General features: G+C 66.3%; 14 protein-coding genes. 4 read left to right on the top strand and 10 right to left on the bottom strand.

The features are described 5' to 3' along the window. Window positions 1-79 precede the first annotated feature (79 nt). Both Q0S71_RS04385 and Q0S71_RS04380 read right to left on the bottom strand, forming a co-directional pair. Window positions 80-574 carry a hypothetical protein gene (locus tag Q0S71_RS04385; protein ID WP_295991842.1) on the bottom strand — a complete coding sequence of 165 codons (495 nt, stop codon included), beginning with the start codon at window positions 572-574 and terminating at the stop codon, window positions 80-82. Window positions 575-783: 209 nt separating this feature from the next. Then, on the bottom strand, window positions 784-1,950 hold the full coding sequence (locus tag Q0S71_RS04380; RefSeq protein WP_295991849.1) for a cyanophycinase: 1,167 nt from the start codon (window positions 1,948-1,950) through the stop codon (window positions 784-786). Window positions 1,951-2,347: 397 nt separating this feature from the next. Here Q0S71_RS04380 and argH point away from each other — a divergent pair, with 397 nt between their 5' ends. Both argH and Q0S71_RS04370 read left to right on the top strand, forming a co-directional pair. Next, window positions 2,348-3,745: an argininosuccinate lyase gene (gene argH / locus Q0S71_RS04375; RefSeq protein ID WP_295991838.1), complete on the top strand. Its 1,398-nt coding sequence runs from the start codon at window positions 2,348-2,350 to the stop codon at window positions 3,743-3,745. 13 nt (window positions 3,746-3,758) lie between these two features. Beyond that, a complete protein-coding gene (locus Q0S71_RS04370) occupies window positions 3,759-4,988 on the top strand; it encodes a Xaa-Pro peptidase family protein (RefSeq protein WP_295991835.1) in 1,230 nt (409 codons plus the stop codon). Between the two features lie 31 nt (window positions 4,989-5,019). Here the strand turns inward: Q0S71_RS04370 and Q0S71_RS04365 are convergent, their stop codons facing one another. Further along, window positions 5,020-5,589: a methylated-DNA--[protein]-cysteine S-methyltransferase gene (locus tag Q0S71_RS04365; RefSeq protein WP_295991833.1), complete on the bottom strand. Its 570-nt coding sequence runs from the start codon at window positions 5,587-5,589 to the stop codon at window positions 5,020-5,022. 190 nt (window positions 5,590-5,779) lie between these two features. Here Q0S71_RS04365 and Q0S71_RS04360 point away from each other — a divergent pair, with 190 nt between their 5' ends. Together Q0S71_RS04360 and Q0S71_RS04355 are read left to right on the top strand one after the other, a co-directional pair. Continuing rightward, window positions 5,780-6,067, top strand: coding sequence for a hypothetical protein (locus Q0S71_RS04360; RefSeq protein WP_295991830.1), 288 nt, complete (start codon window positions 5,780-5,782; stop codon window positions 6,065-6,067). After that, window positions 6,064-6,417, top strand: coding sequence for a type II toxin-antitoxin system PemK/MazF family toxin (locus Q0S71_RS04355; protein ID WP_295991827.1), 354 nt, complete (start codon window positions 6,064-6,066; stop codon window positions 6,415-6,417). The genes Q0S71_RS04360 and Q0S71_RS04355 overlap by 4 nt, the downstream gene beginning before the upstream one ends. A 109-nt stretch (window positions 6,418-6,526) precedes the next feature. On the opposite strand, the gene Q0S71_RS04350 is transcribed toward Q0S71_RS04355, so the two are convergent. The 7 genes from Q0S71_RS04350 to paaH form a co-directional block, all read right to left on the bottom strand. After that, window positions 6,527-7,300, bottom strand: coding sequence for a MerR family transcriptional regulator (locus Q0S71_RS04350; RefSeq protein ID WP_295991824.1), 774 nt, complete (start codon window positions 7,298-7,300; stop codon window positions 6,527-6,529). 75 nt (window positions 7,301-7,375) lie between these two features. Then, a complete protein-coding gene (locus Q0S71_RS04345) occupies window positions 7,376-7,735 on the bottom strand; it encodes a hypothetical protein (RefSeq protein ID WP_295991822.1) in 360 nt (119 codons plus the stop codon). Next, window positions 7,732-9,777, bottom strand: a complete 2,046-nt coding sequence (gene paaZ / locus Q0S71_RS04340; protein WP_295991819.1) for a phenylacetic acid degradation bifunctional protein PaaZ — start codon at window positions 9,775-9,777, stop codon at window positions 7,732-7,734. Before paaZ ends, Q0S71_RS04345 begins: the two co-directional genes overlap by 4 nt. 104 nt (window positions 9,778-9,881) lie before the next feature. Next, window positions 9,882-10,493: a phenylacetic acid degradation protein PaaY gene (paaY, locus tag Q0S71_RS04335; RefSeq protein ID WP_295991816.1), complete on the bottom strand. Its 612-nt coding sequence runs from the start codon at window positions 10,491-10,493 to the stop codon at window positions 9,882-9,884. Window positions 10,494-10,502: 9 nt separating this feature from the next. Continuing rightward, window positions 10,503-11,831 carry a phenylacetate--CoA ligase PaaK gene (paaK, locus tag Q0S71_RS04330; RefSeq protein ID WP_295991813.1) on the bottom strand — a complete coding sequence of 443 codons (1,329 nt, stop codon included), beginning with the start codon at window positions 11,829-11,831 and terminating at the stop codon, window positions 10,503-10,505. A gap of 23 nt (window positions 11,832-11,854) precedes the next feature. Continuing rightward, on the bottom strand, window positions 11,855-12,286 hold the full coding sequence (gene paaI, locus Q0S71_RS04325) for a hydroxyphenylacetyl-CoA thioesterase PaaI (RefSeq protein WP_295991810.1): 432 nt from the start codon (window positions 12,284-12,286) through the stop codon (window positions 11,855-11,857). Then, entirely contained in the window at window positions 12,279-13,832 is a 1,554-nt protein-coding gene (paaH, locus tag Q0S71_RS04320) for a 3-hydroxyacyl-CoA dehydrogenase PaaH (protein ID WP_295991807.1), read from the bottom strand. The genes paaI and paaH overlap by 8 nt, the downstream gene beginning before the upstream one ends.

Here is a 13,832-nt window from a genome sequence, read left to right as displayed (position 1 = left end):
GAAACCGTGGTCTGGCCCCCGGTCTTGACTCCGACGTTGCCGACGTTGCGACAGCGGACTAGCCGCCGCCGCTGTTTAATTACTGCTTGGCCGCGGCAGCTTTGACGTCCGCGTCGCCCTTGGCTTTGACTTCAGCCGTTTTGTTGGCGGCGAGGGCTTTGTCGGTGCCTGCATCGATTTTTTCTTTCGACACTTTGGCGTCGGCTTTCACCATTTTTTTGTTGGCTTTGGCATCGGCTTCGGCGGAGGTTTTGTCGGCCTTGGCTTCTTGCTTCATTTTGTCGTCCGGATCGGCCTTGGCGACTTTTTCTTCGGCGTTCATTTTGGTTTTGTCGGCCTTGGCCACGGCTTTGGATTTCTTCTTGCCGGCTTTTTGTTCAGCTTTGACGACGCTGTCGTCAGCCTTGGCGTCTTTTTTAGCTTCCGAATCCATCGCTTTGGCGTCGGCCTTGTCGGCTTTGGCTTCGGCTTTGACGACGGCCGGGGTTTGTGGCATCGGTGCAGGAGCCGGGCTCTGTGCAAAAGCGGCGGTGGCGAACAAACCAGCGATCAGGGCGGCGAGTAACTTATTCATGGTATTTCCTTTCGAGGAATGGATTGGATAGTCTTGGTTTTATCAAAAGCAGGCAATCTGCGACTGCCGTGCATTGCGTCCTTAATCTCAAGGAAGCCAAAGTACGCATTCAGAATATGCCAGCAGGAATCTTTCCTCTGTGCGCTACCGTACTTATCCTGTGATAAACACAATCTTTCCCCGCAAACCCGCCAAATCCCCCTTTCAGCTTATTTATATTCGTATAGCGGCAGTTGCATGTGGACGGGCCGGATGTCGAGCCGCAGATTGAAGATCGAGTATTCGTCCGTCGCGCTGGACTGGTAGCCGACGCTGTCGGCCGTCTTGCTGAACTTGAACTCGAAGCCCAGGTCCGGCTCCGCTTCGGCCGGCGAACCGAAGGCCAGGCCCAGCGCCTCCTGCTGGCTGTTGTCGATCAGCCGCCCCATTAAATCGACCACCGCGTTGACGCCGAGGATGTCGCTGCTGAACACGGGAACACGCAGCGACGGCCGCTTCGGATCGAGCTTGCCGTCGGCCTTGTCGGGCGCCGGCAGGTAGCGCCGCGTGGCGAGGTTGTAGCGGTCGCCGCGATCTAAATAACTGATGGTCACGTTGCTGACATTGAAGCCGCTGCTGGCGCTGTCGGTGGTGGCGTGCGACAGGTCGATCAGCAGCGCGCCCTTGGAGCCGATGATTTCGACGTCGCGCGCGCGGTCGACCACCATGGCCGTGTTCTCGTCGATGCCCAAGCCGATCTGGTAGCCCTTCTTGAGCATCGCCGGGATCATGCGCGCGAAGCGGCCGCGCACCAGCAGGTGCTGGTCGATGAAGACGTCGTCGCCGATGAAGCCGAGGCCGGGCGCGATTTCGCGGCCCTCGGTGACGCCCAGCTTCAGCGTCGCCAGCACCGTGCGCGGCGCGCTGAACATGGTGCTGCTCATGATGGCGGCGCCGGCGCTGCTGCCAGCCACCACGCCGCCGCGCTGGTAGACGTCCCACACCGCTTGCAGGGTGGCGCTGCGGCTGCCGTCGACGTGGACCAGCGCCTGCGTGATGCGGGCCTGGTCGCCGCCGGCGAAGAACACGCCGCCAGCCTGGCGCACCGCGTTCGCCAGCTGCGGATCGTCGGCCTCCTTGCGGTAGTCGATGTCGGCCAGCTTGACGGCGACCGGCACCAAAAAGGCGTCGGCGCCGTACTGGTTCAGGCGCGCGATGATGCCCTGGCCGGCGCTGTTCGGATCGGCCGCCGCCGACGGGAACACGGCGATGCGCGCGCCCGCGCCGCCGGCCAGCTTGACGATGCGCTGCCAGACGTCGACGTTATCGCCGCGCAACGCGCCGCCGATGATGACCAGCGAGCCTTGCGGCGCGACGGCGCCGGCCGCCGGCTGCATCGGCGGCACCGGCTGCGCCGGGGCCGGCGCGCACATGGGAGCAAGGCTGAACAAAACGACTCCTCCCGCTATCGACAAGGTTGACTTGAGTGCGCGCATGGCGTGGTCCGATCCAGGCAAGTTCGATCAGGGGGCCGGACGGACCAGCAAGCGCCCGTCCCAGTCGAAATAATATACCTGTTTCCAAAGCGCGGTCGCATGCGCGGGCGCAGAGGTTTTCGGCGAAAAATGGCGATATTGTTTAAATCATTTGACAACAAAACGCGGCGAACGCGCCGCCGCCGGCCTGCGTTTTCGCGCCGCCGGCGGCCGCAAATATCCTGCGGCGGCCCAACCTTGTTTATAATCGTCGCACTTATCCGCAAGCCCAATCGCCGCACATAACCCCTCCCCCATCATGACAGCACAACTCTCCAAAAAAAGCGAAGCCTGGTCGGCCCGTTTCTCCGAACCGGTCTCCGATCTGGTCAAACGCTACACGGCCTCGGTCTTCTTCGACAAGCGCCTGGCCGGCGCCGACATCGAAGGCTCGCTGGCGCACGCCGAGATGCTGGCCGCGCAGGGCATCATCAGCGCCGCCGACCATGCGGAAATCGTGCGCGGCATGATGCAGATTTCGTCCGAGATCGCGGCCGGCCAGTTCGAGTGGCTGCTCGACCTGGAAGACGTCCACCTGAACATCGAAAAGCGCCTGACCGAATTGGTCGGCGACGCCGGCAAACGCCTGCACACCGGCCGTTCGCGCAACGACCAGGTGGCGACCGACATCCGCCTCTACGTGCGCGGCGCCATCGACGACGTCACCGTGCTGCTGCAGGCGCTGCGCGGCGCGCTGACCGACCTGGCCGAGGCCAACGCCGACACCATCATGCCCGGCTTCACCCACATGCAGGTGGCGCAGCCGATCACCTTCGGCCACCACATGCTGGCCTACGTCGAAATGTTCGGGCGGGACGTCGAGCGCATGGCCGACTGCCGCAAGCGCGTCAACCGCCTGCCGCTGGGCGCCGCCGCGCTGGCCGGCACCACCTTCCCGATCGACCGCCTGCGCGTGGCTAAAACTTTGGGCTTCGACGACGTTTGCCACAACTCGCTGGACGCCGTGTCGGACCGCGACTTCGCCATCGAATTCTGCGCCGCCGCCGCGCTGGTGATGACGCACATCTCGCGCATGTCCGAGGAACTGGTGATCTGGATGAGTCCACGGGTCGGCTTCATCGACATCGCCGACCGTTTCTGCACCGGCTCGTCGATCATGCCGCAAAAGAAAAACCCGGACGTGCCGGAACTGGCGCGCGGAAAAACCGGCCGCGTCTACGGCCACCTGATGGGACTTCTGACCCTGATGAAAGGCCAGCCGCTGGCCTACAACAAGGACAACCAGGAAGACAAGGAGCCGCTGTTCGACACCGTCGACACGCTGGTCGACACGCTGCGCATCTTCGCCGACATGGCCGGCGGGATCACCGTCAAGCCAGAAGCGATGCGCGCCGCCGCGCTGCAAGGCTACGCCACCGCGACCGACCTGGCCGACTATCTGGTCAAGAAAGGCCTGCCCTTCCGCGACGCCCACGAAGCCGTGGCCCGCGCCGTGCGCGCCTGCGACGACTTGAAGATCGACCTGGCCGAAATGTGGCTGGACCAGCTGCGCGCCTTCTCGACGCTCATTCAGGACGACGTGTTCGCCGTGCTGACGCTGGAAGGCTCGGTCGCCGCGCGCGACCACGTCGGCGGCACCGCGCCGCGGCAGGTGCGCGCCGCCATCGCCCGCGTGCGCGCGCAGCTGGCTTCCTGAACGGGGCGCGCGCATGAGCATAGGCGGCAGCACCATCGAGCAGGCCCTGGCCACGCTGTCGGACATGACGGCGGGCGCGGTCCCGATCGGAAAAGAGGAACACCTGGGCCGCATCGACAAGGCGCAGGCCTATATGCGCGCGCAGGGCATCGCGGCGATCTACCTGAACGCCGGCGCCAACCTGACCTACTTCACCGGCACCAAGTGGTACGCCAGCGAGCGCATGGTCGGCGCCATCCTGCCGGCCAGCGGCGCGCTTGAATACATCGCGCCCGGCTTCGAGGAGAGCACGCTGAAGGACTACATGCTGGTCGACGGCCACGTCAACTGCTGGCAGGAGCATGAGAGTCCGTATCGGCTGTTCATCGCCACGCTGGCGCGCATGGGCGTCAACCCCGATGCCGCCGCGCCGCCGCGCATCGGCATCTGCGAGAGCGCGGCCTTCTTCATCTACGAAGGCATTCGTCCGCTGGCCGACGGCTACGCGCTGGAAAATGCCAGCACCGTCACGGCCTGGTGCCGCGGCAGAAAGTCGGCGGCGGAAATCGCTCTGATGCAGCGCGCCAAGGACATGACGCTGGCGGTCCACGTGGCCACGGCCAGCATGCTGCATGAAGGGATCAGCACCGTCGAAGTCGAGGAATTCATCGCGCGCGCACACCGCAAGGTCGGCGCGCCGGGATCTTATTTCTGCATCGTGCTGTTCGGCGAGGCGACCGCGTATCCGCATGGCGTGAGCTATGTGCAGACTTTAAAGTCCGGCGACACGGTGCTGATCGACACCGGCTGCAAAGTCCACAACTACATTTCCGACATCACGCGCACCTACGTGTATGGCCCGATCAGCGAGCGTCAGCGCAGCGTGTGGAACAGCGAAAAGGCGGCGCAGCGGGCCGCGTTTGAAGCGGCGCAACTGGGCGTGCCGTGCGAGGACGTCGACCGCGCCGCGCGCCGTTCGCTGGAGGCCGACGGCTACGGCCCCGGTTACAAGCTACCCGGCCTGCCGCACCGCACCGGCCATGGCATCGGCCTCGATATCCACGAGTGGCCGTATCTGGTCGGCGGCGACAAGACGCCACTGGACGTCGGCATGTGCTTCTCGAACGAGCCGATGATCTGCATCCCCGGCGAATTCGGCGTGCGCCATGAAGACCATTTCTACATGACGGAGCACGGGCCGAAATGGTTCACCGAACCGGCGCACAGCATCGACGATCCGTTCGGACTGCGCGCGGCCAGTTGATCATCAGCAGATAACCTTCAAGCCGTAGCCATCAAGCCACGGCGTCAAACAGCGAACCCTGGGTCGAGTGATCGACCTTTTCGGGTTTCCGGCTTGCGGGTCTCTTTTCGCGCTTGAGGGCGGCGGCGCCTTCCAGCATCAACAGCGTTTCTTTCGCATGCAGGCCACCGGCGAAGCCGGTCAGGTCGCCGGACATGCCGATCACGCGATGGCATGGCGCGATGATGGAAATCGGATTTTTGCCGTTGGCGGCGCCCACCGCGCGTACCGCCGCCGGACGCCCGATCTGGTGCGCGATGTCGCTGTAGCTGCGGGTGTCGCCGTAAGGGATCGTCAGCAGCGCGGCCCAGACCTGCCGCTGGAATTCGGTGCCGGCGAAGTCCAGCGCCACATCGAACTGCGTGCGCGCGCCGGCGAAATATTCGCCCAGCTGGCGCGCCGTTTCAACCAGCACGGAACTGCCGGTGTTTTCGGTCATGGCGCCAAGACGGACGCGGTTGGGTTTGTCGTTCTCCCACAGGATCGCCGCCAGCTTGTCGCCCCGCGCGACCAGCGTCAATTCGCCGACGGGAGACTTCATCGTCATATACACGTATTCCATGGCCCTGCTCCTTAATGATTTGCCATCGTCCTGTTTGCGCTGTCACCCAAGCGCAGGCCGATGCCTGAATCATAGCCTTGATGGCGGCGACGCGTAACCCTCATTCTTGCTATTGAAAGATGCGCAGCGCAAGCTTGCCGTCATCAGGTCATAGATCGTTTGACGCCTCCGTACCGCGTGCCTATGATGAATGACGCTCAATCACATCGACTGGACAGCCATGGAAACGGAAGCAACCATACGACGCCAAGGGAACTCGGTGGGCATCGTTCTGCCGCAGCCGATTCTGCGCGAAATGGGATTCATGGGGGGACAGACGGTGTCGCTTCAGGCGACGCCGGAAGGCCTGCTGATTAAGCCTAAGCGCGTGCGCTATACGGCAGCTGAGCTGAACGCGTTGTGCGACCCGAAGGCGCCTATGCCGTCGGACCTGGATGAATGGGATCGCATGCCCCGCGTCGGCAAAGAACAAGAATGAAGCACAATCCACGTCAGGGCGATATTTTTGCGCTCGCGCTCGACCCCACACTCGGCACCGAAATCCAGGGGCATCGTCCGGTACTGATACTGTCGAACGCGGAGACGAACCGCCAGGGACGCGCGCTGGTTGCGCCTATTACACAAGGCGCGAACCTCGATCGTGTACGCGGCTGGGCTACCTCGCTGATGGGATCAGGAACGAAAACGCAAGGCGCGGCCATCATCAGTCAGGCGCGCTTCCTCGACTATGGCACCCGTCGCGCGAAATATGTGGAAACCGCATCCATCGAAGTGGTCGCGGACGCCATGGCGCGTTTGCAGGCGGCGCTGGACGCGGAACCAACGTAAGCAGGACATGGTTTGACCGACATCTGGTTCTGCAGGTGCGGTGGCGGCGTTGCGGTTCATGGCCGGGTTCCGATCAAGGTCAGGGTGATGATAAGGAATTGACGCTGCGTCACGCCGGACTCCGGCCCAGCGCCTGCCGCGCATGGAGGGCCATCGCGTCGGCCAGGAAGCGCGCCAGCGCGGGATGGAGGGCGTCGTACATGGCGCGAAATTCCGCGTGGTCGGTATAGAGCGCGCCGAGCGCCCCGTAGGCCTGCGCATCGGGGCGCCAGGAGCGGCTCACCCAGCGATAGTGGCGCGCCGTTTGCGCCTGCGCGTCGGCGCTGTCCGGCGTGGCGCCGGCCTCGATCAGCGCGATAAAGGCCGCGTGGATGGCGTCGATTTCCGCCTTGAAGTCGATCAGGCCGGCCGGCGACAGGGCCGCCATAGCGACGCGCGACTGCTCGATGGCGCCGGCGGCCGGATCGTCGTAGCGCGCCACCAGCTCGGCCTCCCACGCGGCCTGCTTTTCGGCGGAGACGCCGTCGAACATGCCTTTCCCGCTCAGGGGCCGGCCGGCGTCGAGCAATGCCAGGGTTCTATCGAGGCTGCGCGCCAGGTCGCGGCGGCGGTCGATTTCGATCTCGACGCGCTGGCGCAGGTCGACCAGCGTGGCCCGCGTGTCGAAGGCGGGATCGTCGAGCATGCGGGCGATATCGGCCAGCGTAATTCCCAGTTCGCGATAGAACAGGATCTGCTGGAGACGCAGCATTTCCGCCTGCCCGTAATAACGGTAGCCGTTGTCGCCCACTTCCGGCTTGAGCAGCCCGATTTGGTCGTAATAGTGCAGCGCGCGGACACTGGTGCCCGAGGCTTTTGCGATCTGCTTGACAGTCCGTTTCATTTCAATCTCCTCATCGTTTGAACCATTGTGCGGGATGACGCAACGTGAGGGTCAAGCAAAAAAACGATGGCGGCGCTAGCGGCGGCGCGTCTTTGCCGCGCGCAGCGCGTGCATGCCGGCGATCCAATCGTCGCCGCCGGCCGCCAGCGCGGCGTCTATCACCGCTTGCGGCAGGCTGTAGACCGAGGCCCAGGCGGCGCGGCCGTCGGCGGTATTGGTGGGGAAGTCCGAGCGTTCTATCGGCCAGCCGTATTTGCGCGTCAGCGCGCGGATCACGGTGTTGAGCGTGACCTTGCGGTGCGCGAATATGCTTTCGACGCCGGCCATGTCGTCGCCCGCCAGCAGCACCAGCAAGGTCTGCGCGCGCAGCGTCGTGCCCATGACGGGAAAGCGGCCCGGCTGCGGCGCCGCCGATTTTTCGGTGCCGGACTTCACGCGCGTTTCATCACCAGCGTCAGGATGTCGTAGCTGGCCACCAGCTCCTCGTGCTGGTTGGTGACCTGCACGTCCCACGCGACCACGCCCTGGCCGACGCCTTTTTCATCGATCCGGTTGCGGTCCACCTTGCGCTTGCAGGTCAGGCGCGCGCGGATGGTGTCGCCGATCGCCACCGGCGTGATGAAGCGCAGGTTATCGAGGCCGTAGTTGGCCAGCACCGGTCCCGGCGCCGGCGACACGAACAGGCCGGCGGCGGCCGACAGCACGAAGTAGCCGTGCGCGATGCGCTTGCCGAACTGCGAATCCCGGGCCGCGATGTCGTCGAAGTGCATGTAAAAATAATCGCCGGAGACGCCGCCGAAATTGACGATGTCCGCTTCGCTGACGGTGCGGCGGTGGGTCAGCAGCGAGTCGCCCATCTTCAGGTCCTCGAAGTATTTGCGGAAGGGGTGGACTTCGCTTTCCTGCACGGCGGCGCCACGCACGTATTCGCCGGTGACGGCGGCCAACATCGTCGGCGAGCCCTGGATCGCGGCGCGTTGCAGGAAGTGGCGCACGGCGCGGATGCCGCCCAGTTCCTCGCCGCCGCCGGCGCGTCCCGGACCGCCGTGCTTCAGCTGCGGCAGCGGCGAGCCGTGGCCGGTGGAGTCGACGGCGGCGACACGGTCAAGTATCAGCACGCGGCCGTGCGACGCGGCGGCCACCGGCACCGCGTACATGGCGATGAGCGGGTCTTTGGTCACCAGCGTGCTGACCAGGCTACCCTTGCCGCGCGCGGCCAGCGCCAGCGCTTCGTCCATGTCGGTATAGGTCATCATGGTGCTGACCGGGCCGAAGGCTTCGATGTCGTGGACGGCGTCGTTGTGCATGGCGTCGCGGCACAGCAGCAGCGTCGGCGCGAAGAAGGAGCCGTTGGCGACGCCGTCGCCGATCGGATTATAGCCATCGCGCTCGCCGAAGACGATCTCGTTGCCGTGCGCGAGCAGCGCCAGGCGCTCGGCCACGTCGCGCTGCTGCTCCTTCGACGCCAGGGCGCCCATGCGCACGCCGGCCACCGAAGGATCGCCGATGACGATGTTCGCCAGCCGCGCGCGCAGCCGTTCGGCCACCGCGTCGACGCGCGACTCCGGCACGATCACGCGCCGGATCGCCGTGCATTTCTGGCCGGCCTTGCCGGTCATTTCGCGCGCCACTTCCTTGACGAACAAGTCGAACTCGGGATCGTCCGGCGTCACGTCCGGCGCCAGGATGGCGCAGTTGAGCGAATCGGCTTCGGCGGTGAACGGCACCGAGTTGGCGATCAGGTTGCGGTTCACGCGCAGCTTGGCGGCGGTGTCGGCGGAGCCGGTGAAGGTGACGGCGTCCATGCCGGTCAGGCGGTCGAGCAGGTTGCCGGTGCTGCCGATGACCAGTTGCAGGCTGCCGTCGGGCAGCAGGCCCGATTCGAACATCATGCGCACCAGCGCCTCGGTCAGGTAGCTGGTCGCCGTGGCCGGCTTGCCGATGCAGGGCATCGCGGCCAGAAAGCTCGGCGCGAATTTTTCGAGCAGGCCCCAGATCGGGAAGTTGAAGGCGTTGATGTGGACCGCGATGCCGCCGCGCGGGACCAGAATGTGGGTGCCGGCGAAGCCGCCGTTTTTGCCGAGCGCGATGGCCGGGCCTTCGTGCAGCACGTTCGACGACGGCAGTTCGCGCCCGCCCATGCTGGCGTAGGCGAACAGCGTGCCGGTGCCGCCTTCGATGTCGACCCAGCTGTCGGCGCGGGTGGCGCCGGTCAGGTGCGAGATTTTATACAGCTCCTCCTTGCGGCCGGCCAGGTACAGCGCCAGCGCCTTCAGGCGCGCGGCGCGCTGCTGGAAGTCCATCGCCATCAGCGCCGGCACGCCGGTCTTGCGGGCATAGGTGACGGCTTCGTCGAAGTCGATGATTTCGCCGTGGGTGTGATAGATCACTTCATTGGTCAGGGCGCTGTGCAGCGGCACCGACGCTTCGGCGCCGAGCCAGCGGCCGGCGATCAGACTTTGCAGGGTTGTGGGCATGGGGTGTCTCCAGAAATTAGCGGGTTTTGTTTTGGCGGCTGGCGGCGGCCGGCGGCGCGGACATCGGGGTGACGGCGGCGCCGCTCCCGGGGTGACGGCGCCGCTCAATCGGCATGGGCGTTTTTGTGCAGGTGCGGCGGCAGCGTCGTTGCCCAGTCCATGCGCTTGCGGTCCGCTTCGACTTCGGTCAGCGCTTCGGTGGCGCGCATGGTCGACATCGAGCGCACCGCCAGTTCGTGGTACTGCGCGGTGCCCTGGCTTTTCCAGGCGATTTCGTCGTCGCGCAGTTCGCGCATCACGCGCGCCGGCGTGCCGACCACCAGGCTGCGCGGCGCGACGATCATGCCGGCCTTGACGAAGCTCATCGCGGCGACGATGCTGTTCTCGCCGATGACGGCATTGTCCATCACGACCGCGTTCATGCCGACCAGCGCGTTGCGGCCGATGCGGCAGCCGTGCAAAACGGCGCCATGTCCGATATGGCCGTCCTCCTCGACCACCGTGTCGGCGCCGGGGAAGCCGTGCATGACGCAGGTGTCCTGCAGGTTGGCGCCCTGCTCCAGCACCAGCCGGCCGAAGTCGCCGCGCAGCGACGCCAGCGGCCCGATGTAGCAGCGCGGTCCGACGATGACGTCGCCGATCAGCACCGCGCTCGGATGCACGTAGGCGCTCGGATGGACGACCGGCGTGATGCCGTTGATTTCATAGACTGTCACGGTGATTCCTCAATGTTTTGGACGCTGGTCGAGCACGCGCCTGGCCTTGCCGGTCAGCGTGCGTTCGATGCTGTTGGGCGCCTGGAGCAGCACCGTGGTGCTGACGCCGACGTGGGTCTTGATGCGGTGTTCGAGTTCGCGCGCCAGCGCGGCGCCGTCCGCCGCCGACATGGCGGCGGCGTCGGCGCGCGCTTCGACGACGACGGCCAGCGCGTCGAGATGGCCGTCGCGCGACAGCAGCAGCTGGTATTGCGGCGCCAGTTGCGGCATCGTCAACACCAGTTCTTCGATCTGGCTGGGGAAGACGTTGACGCCGCGGATGATGAGCATGTCGTCGGAGCGGCCGGTGATTTTTCCGATGCGGCGCATGGAGCGCGACGTCGGCGGCAGCAGCCGGGTAAGGTCGCGCGTGCGGTAGCGGACCACCGGCAGCGCCTCCTTGGTCAGCGACGTCAATACCAGCTCGCCCTGTTCGCCGTCGGGCAGCACGGCGCCGGTATCGGGGTCGATGATCTCGGGGTAGAAATGGTCTTCCCAGATCACCGGGCCGTCCTTGCTCTCGATGCATTCGCCGGCCACGCCCGGCCCCATCACTTCGGACAGGCCGTAGATGTCGACGGCGTCGATGCCGGCGCGCTGCTCGATGGCGGCGCGCATGGCGTCGGTCCACGGCTCGGCGCCGAAGATGCCGATCTTGAGCGAGCTGGCGGCGGCGTCGAGTCCCTGGCGCTGGAATTCCTCGACGATGTTGAGCATGTACGACGGCGTGACCATGATGATGGTCGGCTTGAAATCCTGGATCAGCTGCACCTGTTTTTCGGTCTGCCCGCCCGACATGGGAATGACGGTGCAGCCGAGCCGCTCGGCGCCGTAGTGGGCACCGAGGCCGCCGGTGAACAGGCCGTAGCCGTAGGCGATATGGACCATGTCGCCGCGCCGGCCGCCGGCGGCGCGGATCGAGCGCGCGACCACGTTGGCCCAGGTGTCGATGTCGTTCTGCGTGTAGCCGACGACGGTGGGCTTGCCGGTGGTGCCGCTGGACGCGTGCACCCGCACCACCTGCTCACGCGGCACGGCGAACATGCCGAAGGGGTAGTTCTCGCGCAGCTCTTGTTTGCCGGTGAACGGGAAGCGCGACAGGTCGGCCAGCGACTTCAGGTCGCCGGGATGGACGCCGGCGGCGTCGAAGGCGGCGCGGTAGTGCGGCACATGGTCGTAGGCGTGCTTCAGCGACCATTGCATGCGCCGCAGTTGCAGCGCTTGCAGTTCATCCCTGCTGGCGCGCTCGATCGGCTCGAGATCGGCGGCGGCGGCGGCGGCGGAACTACGTGGGACCATCTGCATCTCCTCGATTCACTTGCTCAATCGTGTGCCACGACCTCGCCGTGCACGCGCAGCGATTTGCCGCGAAAGAGCGCGACGATGCGCTCATCCTGGTCGCTGACCCTGACGTCGTAGACGCCGCTTTTTCCGCTCAGCGTCTGTTCGACGGCGACGGCCGTCAGCACGTCGTGCAGGCGGCCGGGCGCGAGGTAGTCGATGGCGCAGCCGGCACCGACCGTGTTCAGGTTGCGGCTGTTGCAGGCGAACGCGAAGGCGCTGTCGGCCAGCGCGAAAATGAAGCCGCCGTGGCAGCTCCGGTGGCCGTTCAGCATATCGTCGCGCACCGTCATCGTCATGCGCGCGTAGCCGGGCCGGATCTCGCACAGCGCCATGCCCAGCGCCTGCGAGGCGCGGTCGCGCGCATACATGGCGGCGCCGGCCGCTTCGGCCAATGCCTGCGCCTCATTCATGGAAGCGGCCACCGCTGGCGTGCTTGCGGCGCAATAGCGGCGACACGCGGTAGCGGTCCTCGCCATAAGTCGCCGCCAGGTTGTGCAGCACGGTGACGATGTGCGCGATGCCGACGGCGTCGGCCCACGCCAGCGGGCCGCGCGGATAGTTGACGCCCTTGAGCAGCGCGGTGTCGACCGCCTGCGCGCTGCACACGCCCTGGTGGACGATATCGGCCGCCTCGTTGGCCAGCATGGCGACGGTGCGCATCACGGCCAGTCCCGGCACGTCGTCGAGCCGCGAGACGGCGAAGCCGGCGGCCTGCAACAGGCCGACGACGGCGTTGAAGGCGGCCGGGTCGCACTGGTCGGCGCAGGCGACGGCGATGCGCGTGGCGCTGGCGTAATCGAGCGCCAGGTCGAACAGCACCGTGTCGGGGTGGTGGTTGGCGCGCGCGCGTTCGGTGGCGCTGCGGCCGTCGGTCAGGTAGACGGCGGCGCCGTTGCAGTGGAAAGCCGGCGCTTCGGCGCTGGCGTGGCCTTCGGCCGGCTTGCGCGAACTGACGGCGATGCCCGCTTGCCTGAGCCGCCGCGCCATCGCGTCGGTGGCCGCGTCCTGGACGCCGGCGTCCGCGCTGTAGCTGACGAATTCCGGCCTCGCTTGCGGCGCTTCCGAGCGCGGCGGCACCGTCGTCGCGCCGTCGCCGTACCGGTAGCAACCGCGGCCCGATTTGCGGCCCAGGAAGCCGGCGTCGACCAGCTCCTTTTGCAGCACCGACGGCGTGAAGCGCGGGTCGTTGTAGTAGGCCTGGAAGACCGATTGCGTGACCGAGTAGTTGACGTCGTGGCCGATCAGGTCCATCAGCTCGAAGGGGCCCATGCGGAAGCCGCCGGCCTCGCGCACGACGGCGTCGATGGTGGCCGGGTCGGCGGCCTGTTCGTTCAACAGGCGCCAGCCCTCGGCGTAGAACGGCCGCGCGGCGCGGTTGACGATGAAGCCCGGCGTCGACCTGGCGTGGACCGGATTCTTGCCCCACGCGGCGGCGGTGTCGTGGACGGTGGCGGCGACGCCAGCGTCGGTGGCCAGGCCGCTGACCACTTCGACGAGGGCCATCAGCGGCACCGGATTGAAGAAGTGCATGCCGACCACGCGCTGCGGCCGGCGCAGGCCGGCGGCGATCGCCGTGACGGAAATCGACGAGGTGTTGGTGGCGAGGATGCAGTCGTCGCCGACGATGGCTTCGAGGTCGGCGAACAGCGCGCGCTTGACGTCGAGGTTTTCGACGATGGCTTCGACCACCAGCGCGGCGCCGGCGACGTCGGCCAGCGTGGCCGCCGCGTGCAGGCGCGCGTGCGCGGCGTTGGCGTCGGCGCCGCTGATGCGGCCTTTTTCGACCAGCTTGCCGAACACCTTGGCGATGTCGGCGATGGCCTTGGCGACGGCGTCGGGCCGCGTGTCGTACAGCTTGACGGTGTGGCCGGCGACGGCGGCCACCTGGGCGATGCCGGCGCCCATGGCGCCGCTGCCGATGACGGCGACGATGCGGTCCTGATCGAGTGCGCTCAT

It is taken from the genome of Rugamonas sp. (assembly GCF_025354735.1).
GTDB lineage: Bacteria > Pseudomonadota > Gammaproteobacteria > Burkholderiales > Burkholderiaceae_D > Rugamonas.
This window is presented reverse-complemented; position numbering and strand designations above follow the sequence as displayed.

Bases quoted from the DNA above. Each gene is read 5' to 3' on its own strand.
- Q0S71_RS04385 (WP_295991842.1), bottom strand. From the start codon at position 574: ATGAATAAGTTACTCGCCGCCCTGATCGCTGGTTTGTTCGCCACCGCC.
- Q0S71_RS04380 (WP_295991849.1), bottom strand. From the start codon at position 1,950: ATGCAGCCGGCGGCCGGCGCCGTCGCGCCGCAAGGCTCGCTGGTCATC.
- argH (WP_295991838.1), top strand. From the start codon at position 2,348: ATGACAGCACAACTCTCCAAAAAAAGCGAAGCCTGGTCGGCCCGTTTC.
- Q0S71_RS04370 (WP_295991835.1), top strand. From the start codon at position 3,759: ATGAGCATAGGCGGCAGCACCATCGAGCAGGCCCTGGCCACGCTGTCG.
- Q0S71_RS04365 (WP_295991833.1), bottom strand. From the start codon at position 5,589: ATGGAATACGTGTATATGACGATGAAGTCTCCCGTCGGCGAATTGACG.
- Q0S71_RS04360 (WP_295991830.1), top strand. From the start codon at position 5,780: ATGACGCTCAATCACATCGACTGGACAGCCATGGAAACGGAAGCAACC.
- Q0S71_RS04355 (WP_295991827.1), top strand. From the start codon at position 6,064: ATGAAGCACAATCCACGTCAGGGCGATATTTTTGCGCTCGCGCTCGAC.
- Q0S71_RS04350 (WP_295991824.1), bottom strand. From the start codon at position 7,300: ATGAAACGGACTGTCAAGCAGATCGCAAAAGCCTCGGGCACCAGTGTC.
- paaZ (WP_295991819.1), bottom strand. From the start codon at position 9,777: ATGCCCACAACCCTGCAAAGTCTGATCGCCGGCCGCTGGCTCGGCGCC.
- paaK (WP_295991813.1), bottom strand. From the start codon at position 11,831: ATGGTCCCACGTAGTTCCGCCGCCGCCGCCGCCGCCGATCTCGAGCCG.
- paaI (WP_295991810.1), bottom strand. From the start codon at position 12,286: ATGAATGAGGCGCAGGCATTGGCCGAAGCGGCCGGCGCCGCCATGTAT.
- paaH (WP_295991807.1), bottom strand. From the start codon at position 13,832: ATGAGCGCACTCGATCAGGACCGCATCGTCGCCGTCATCGGCAGCGGC.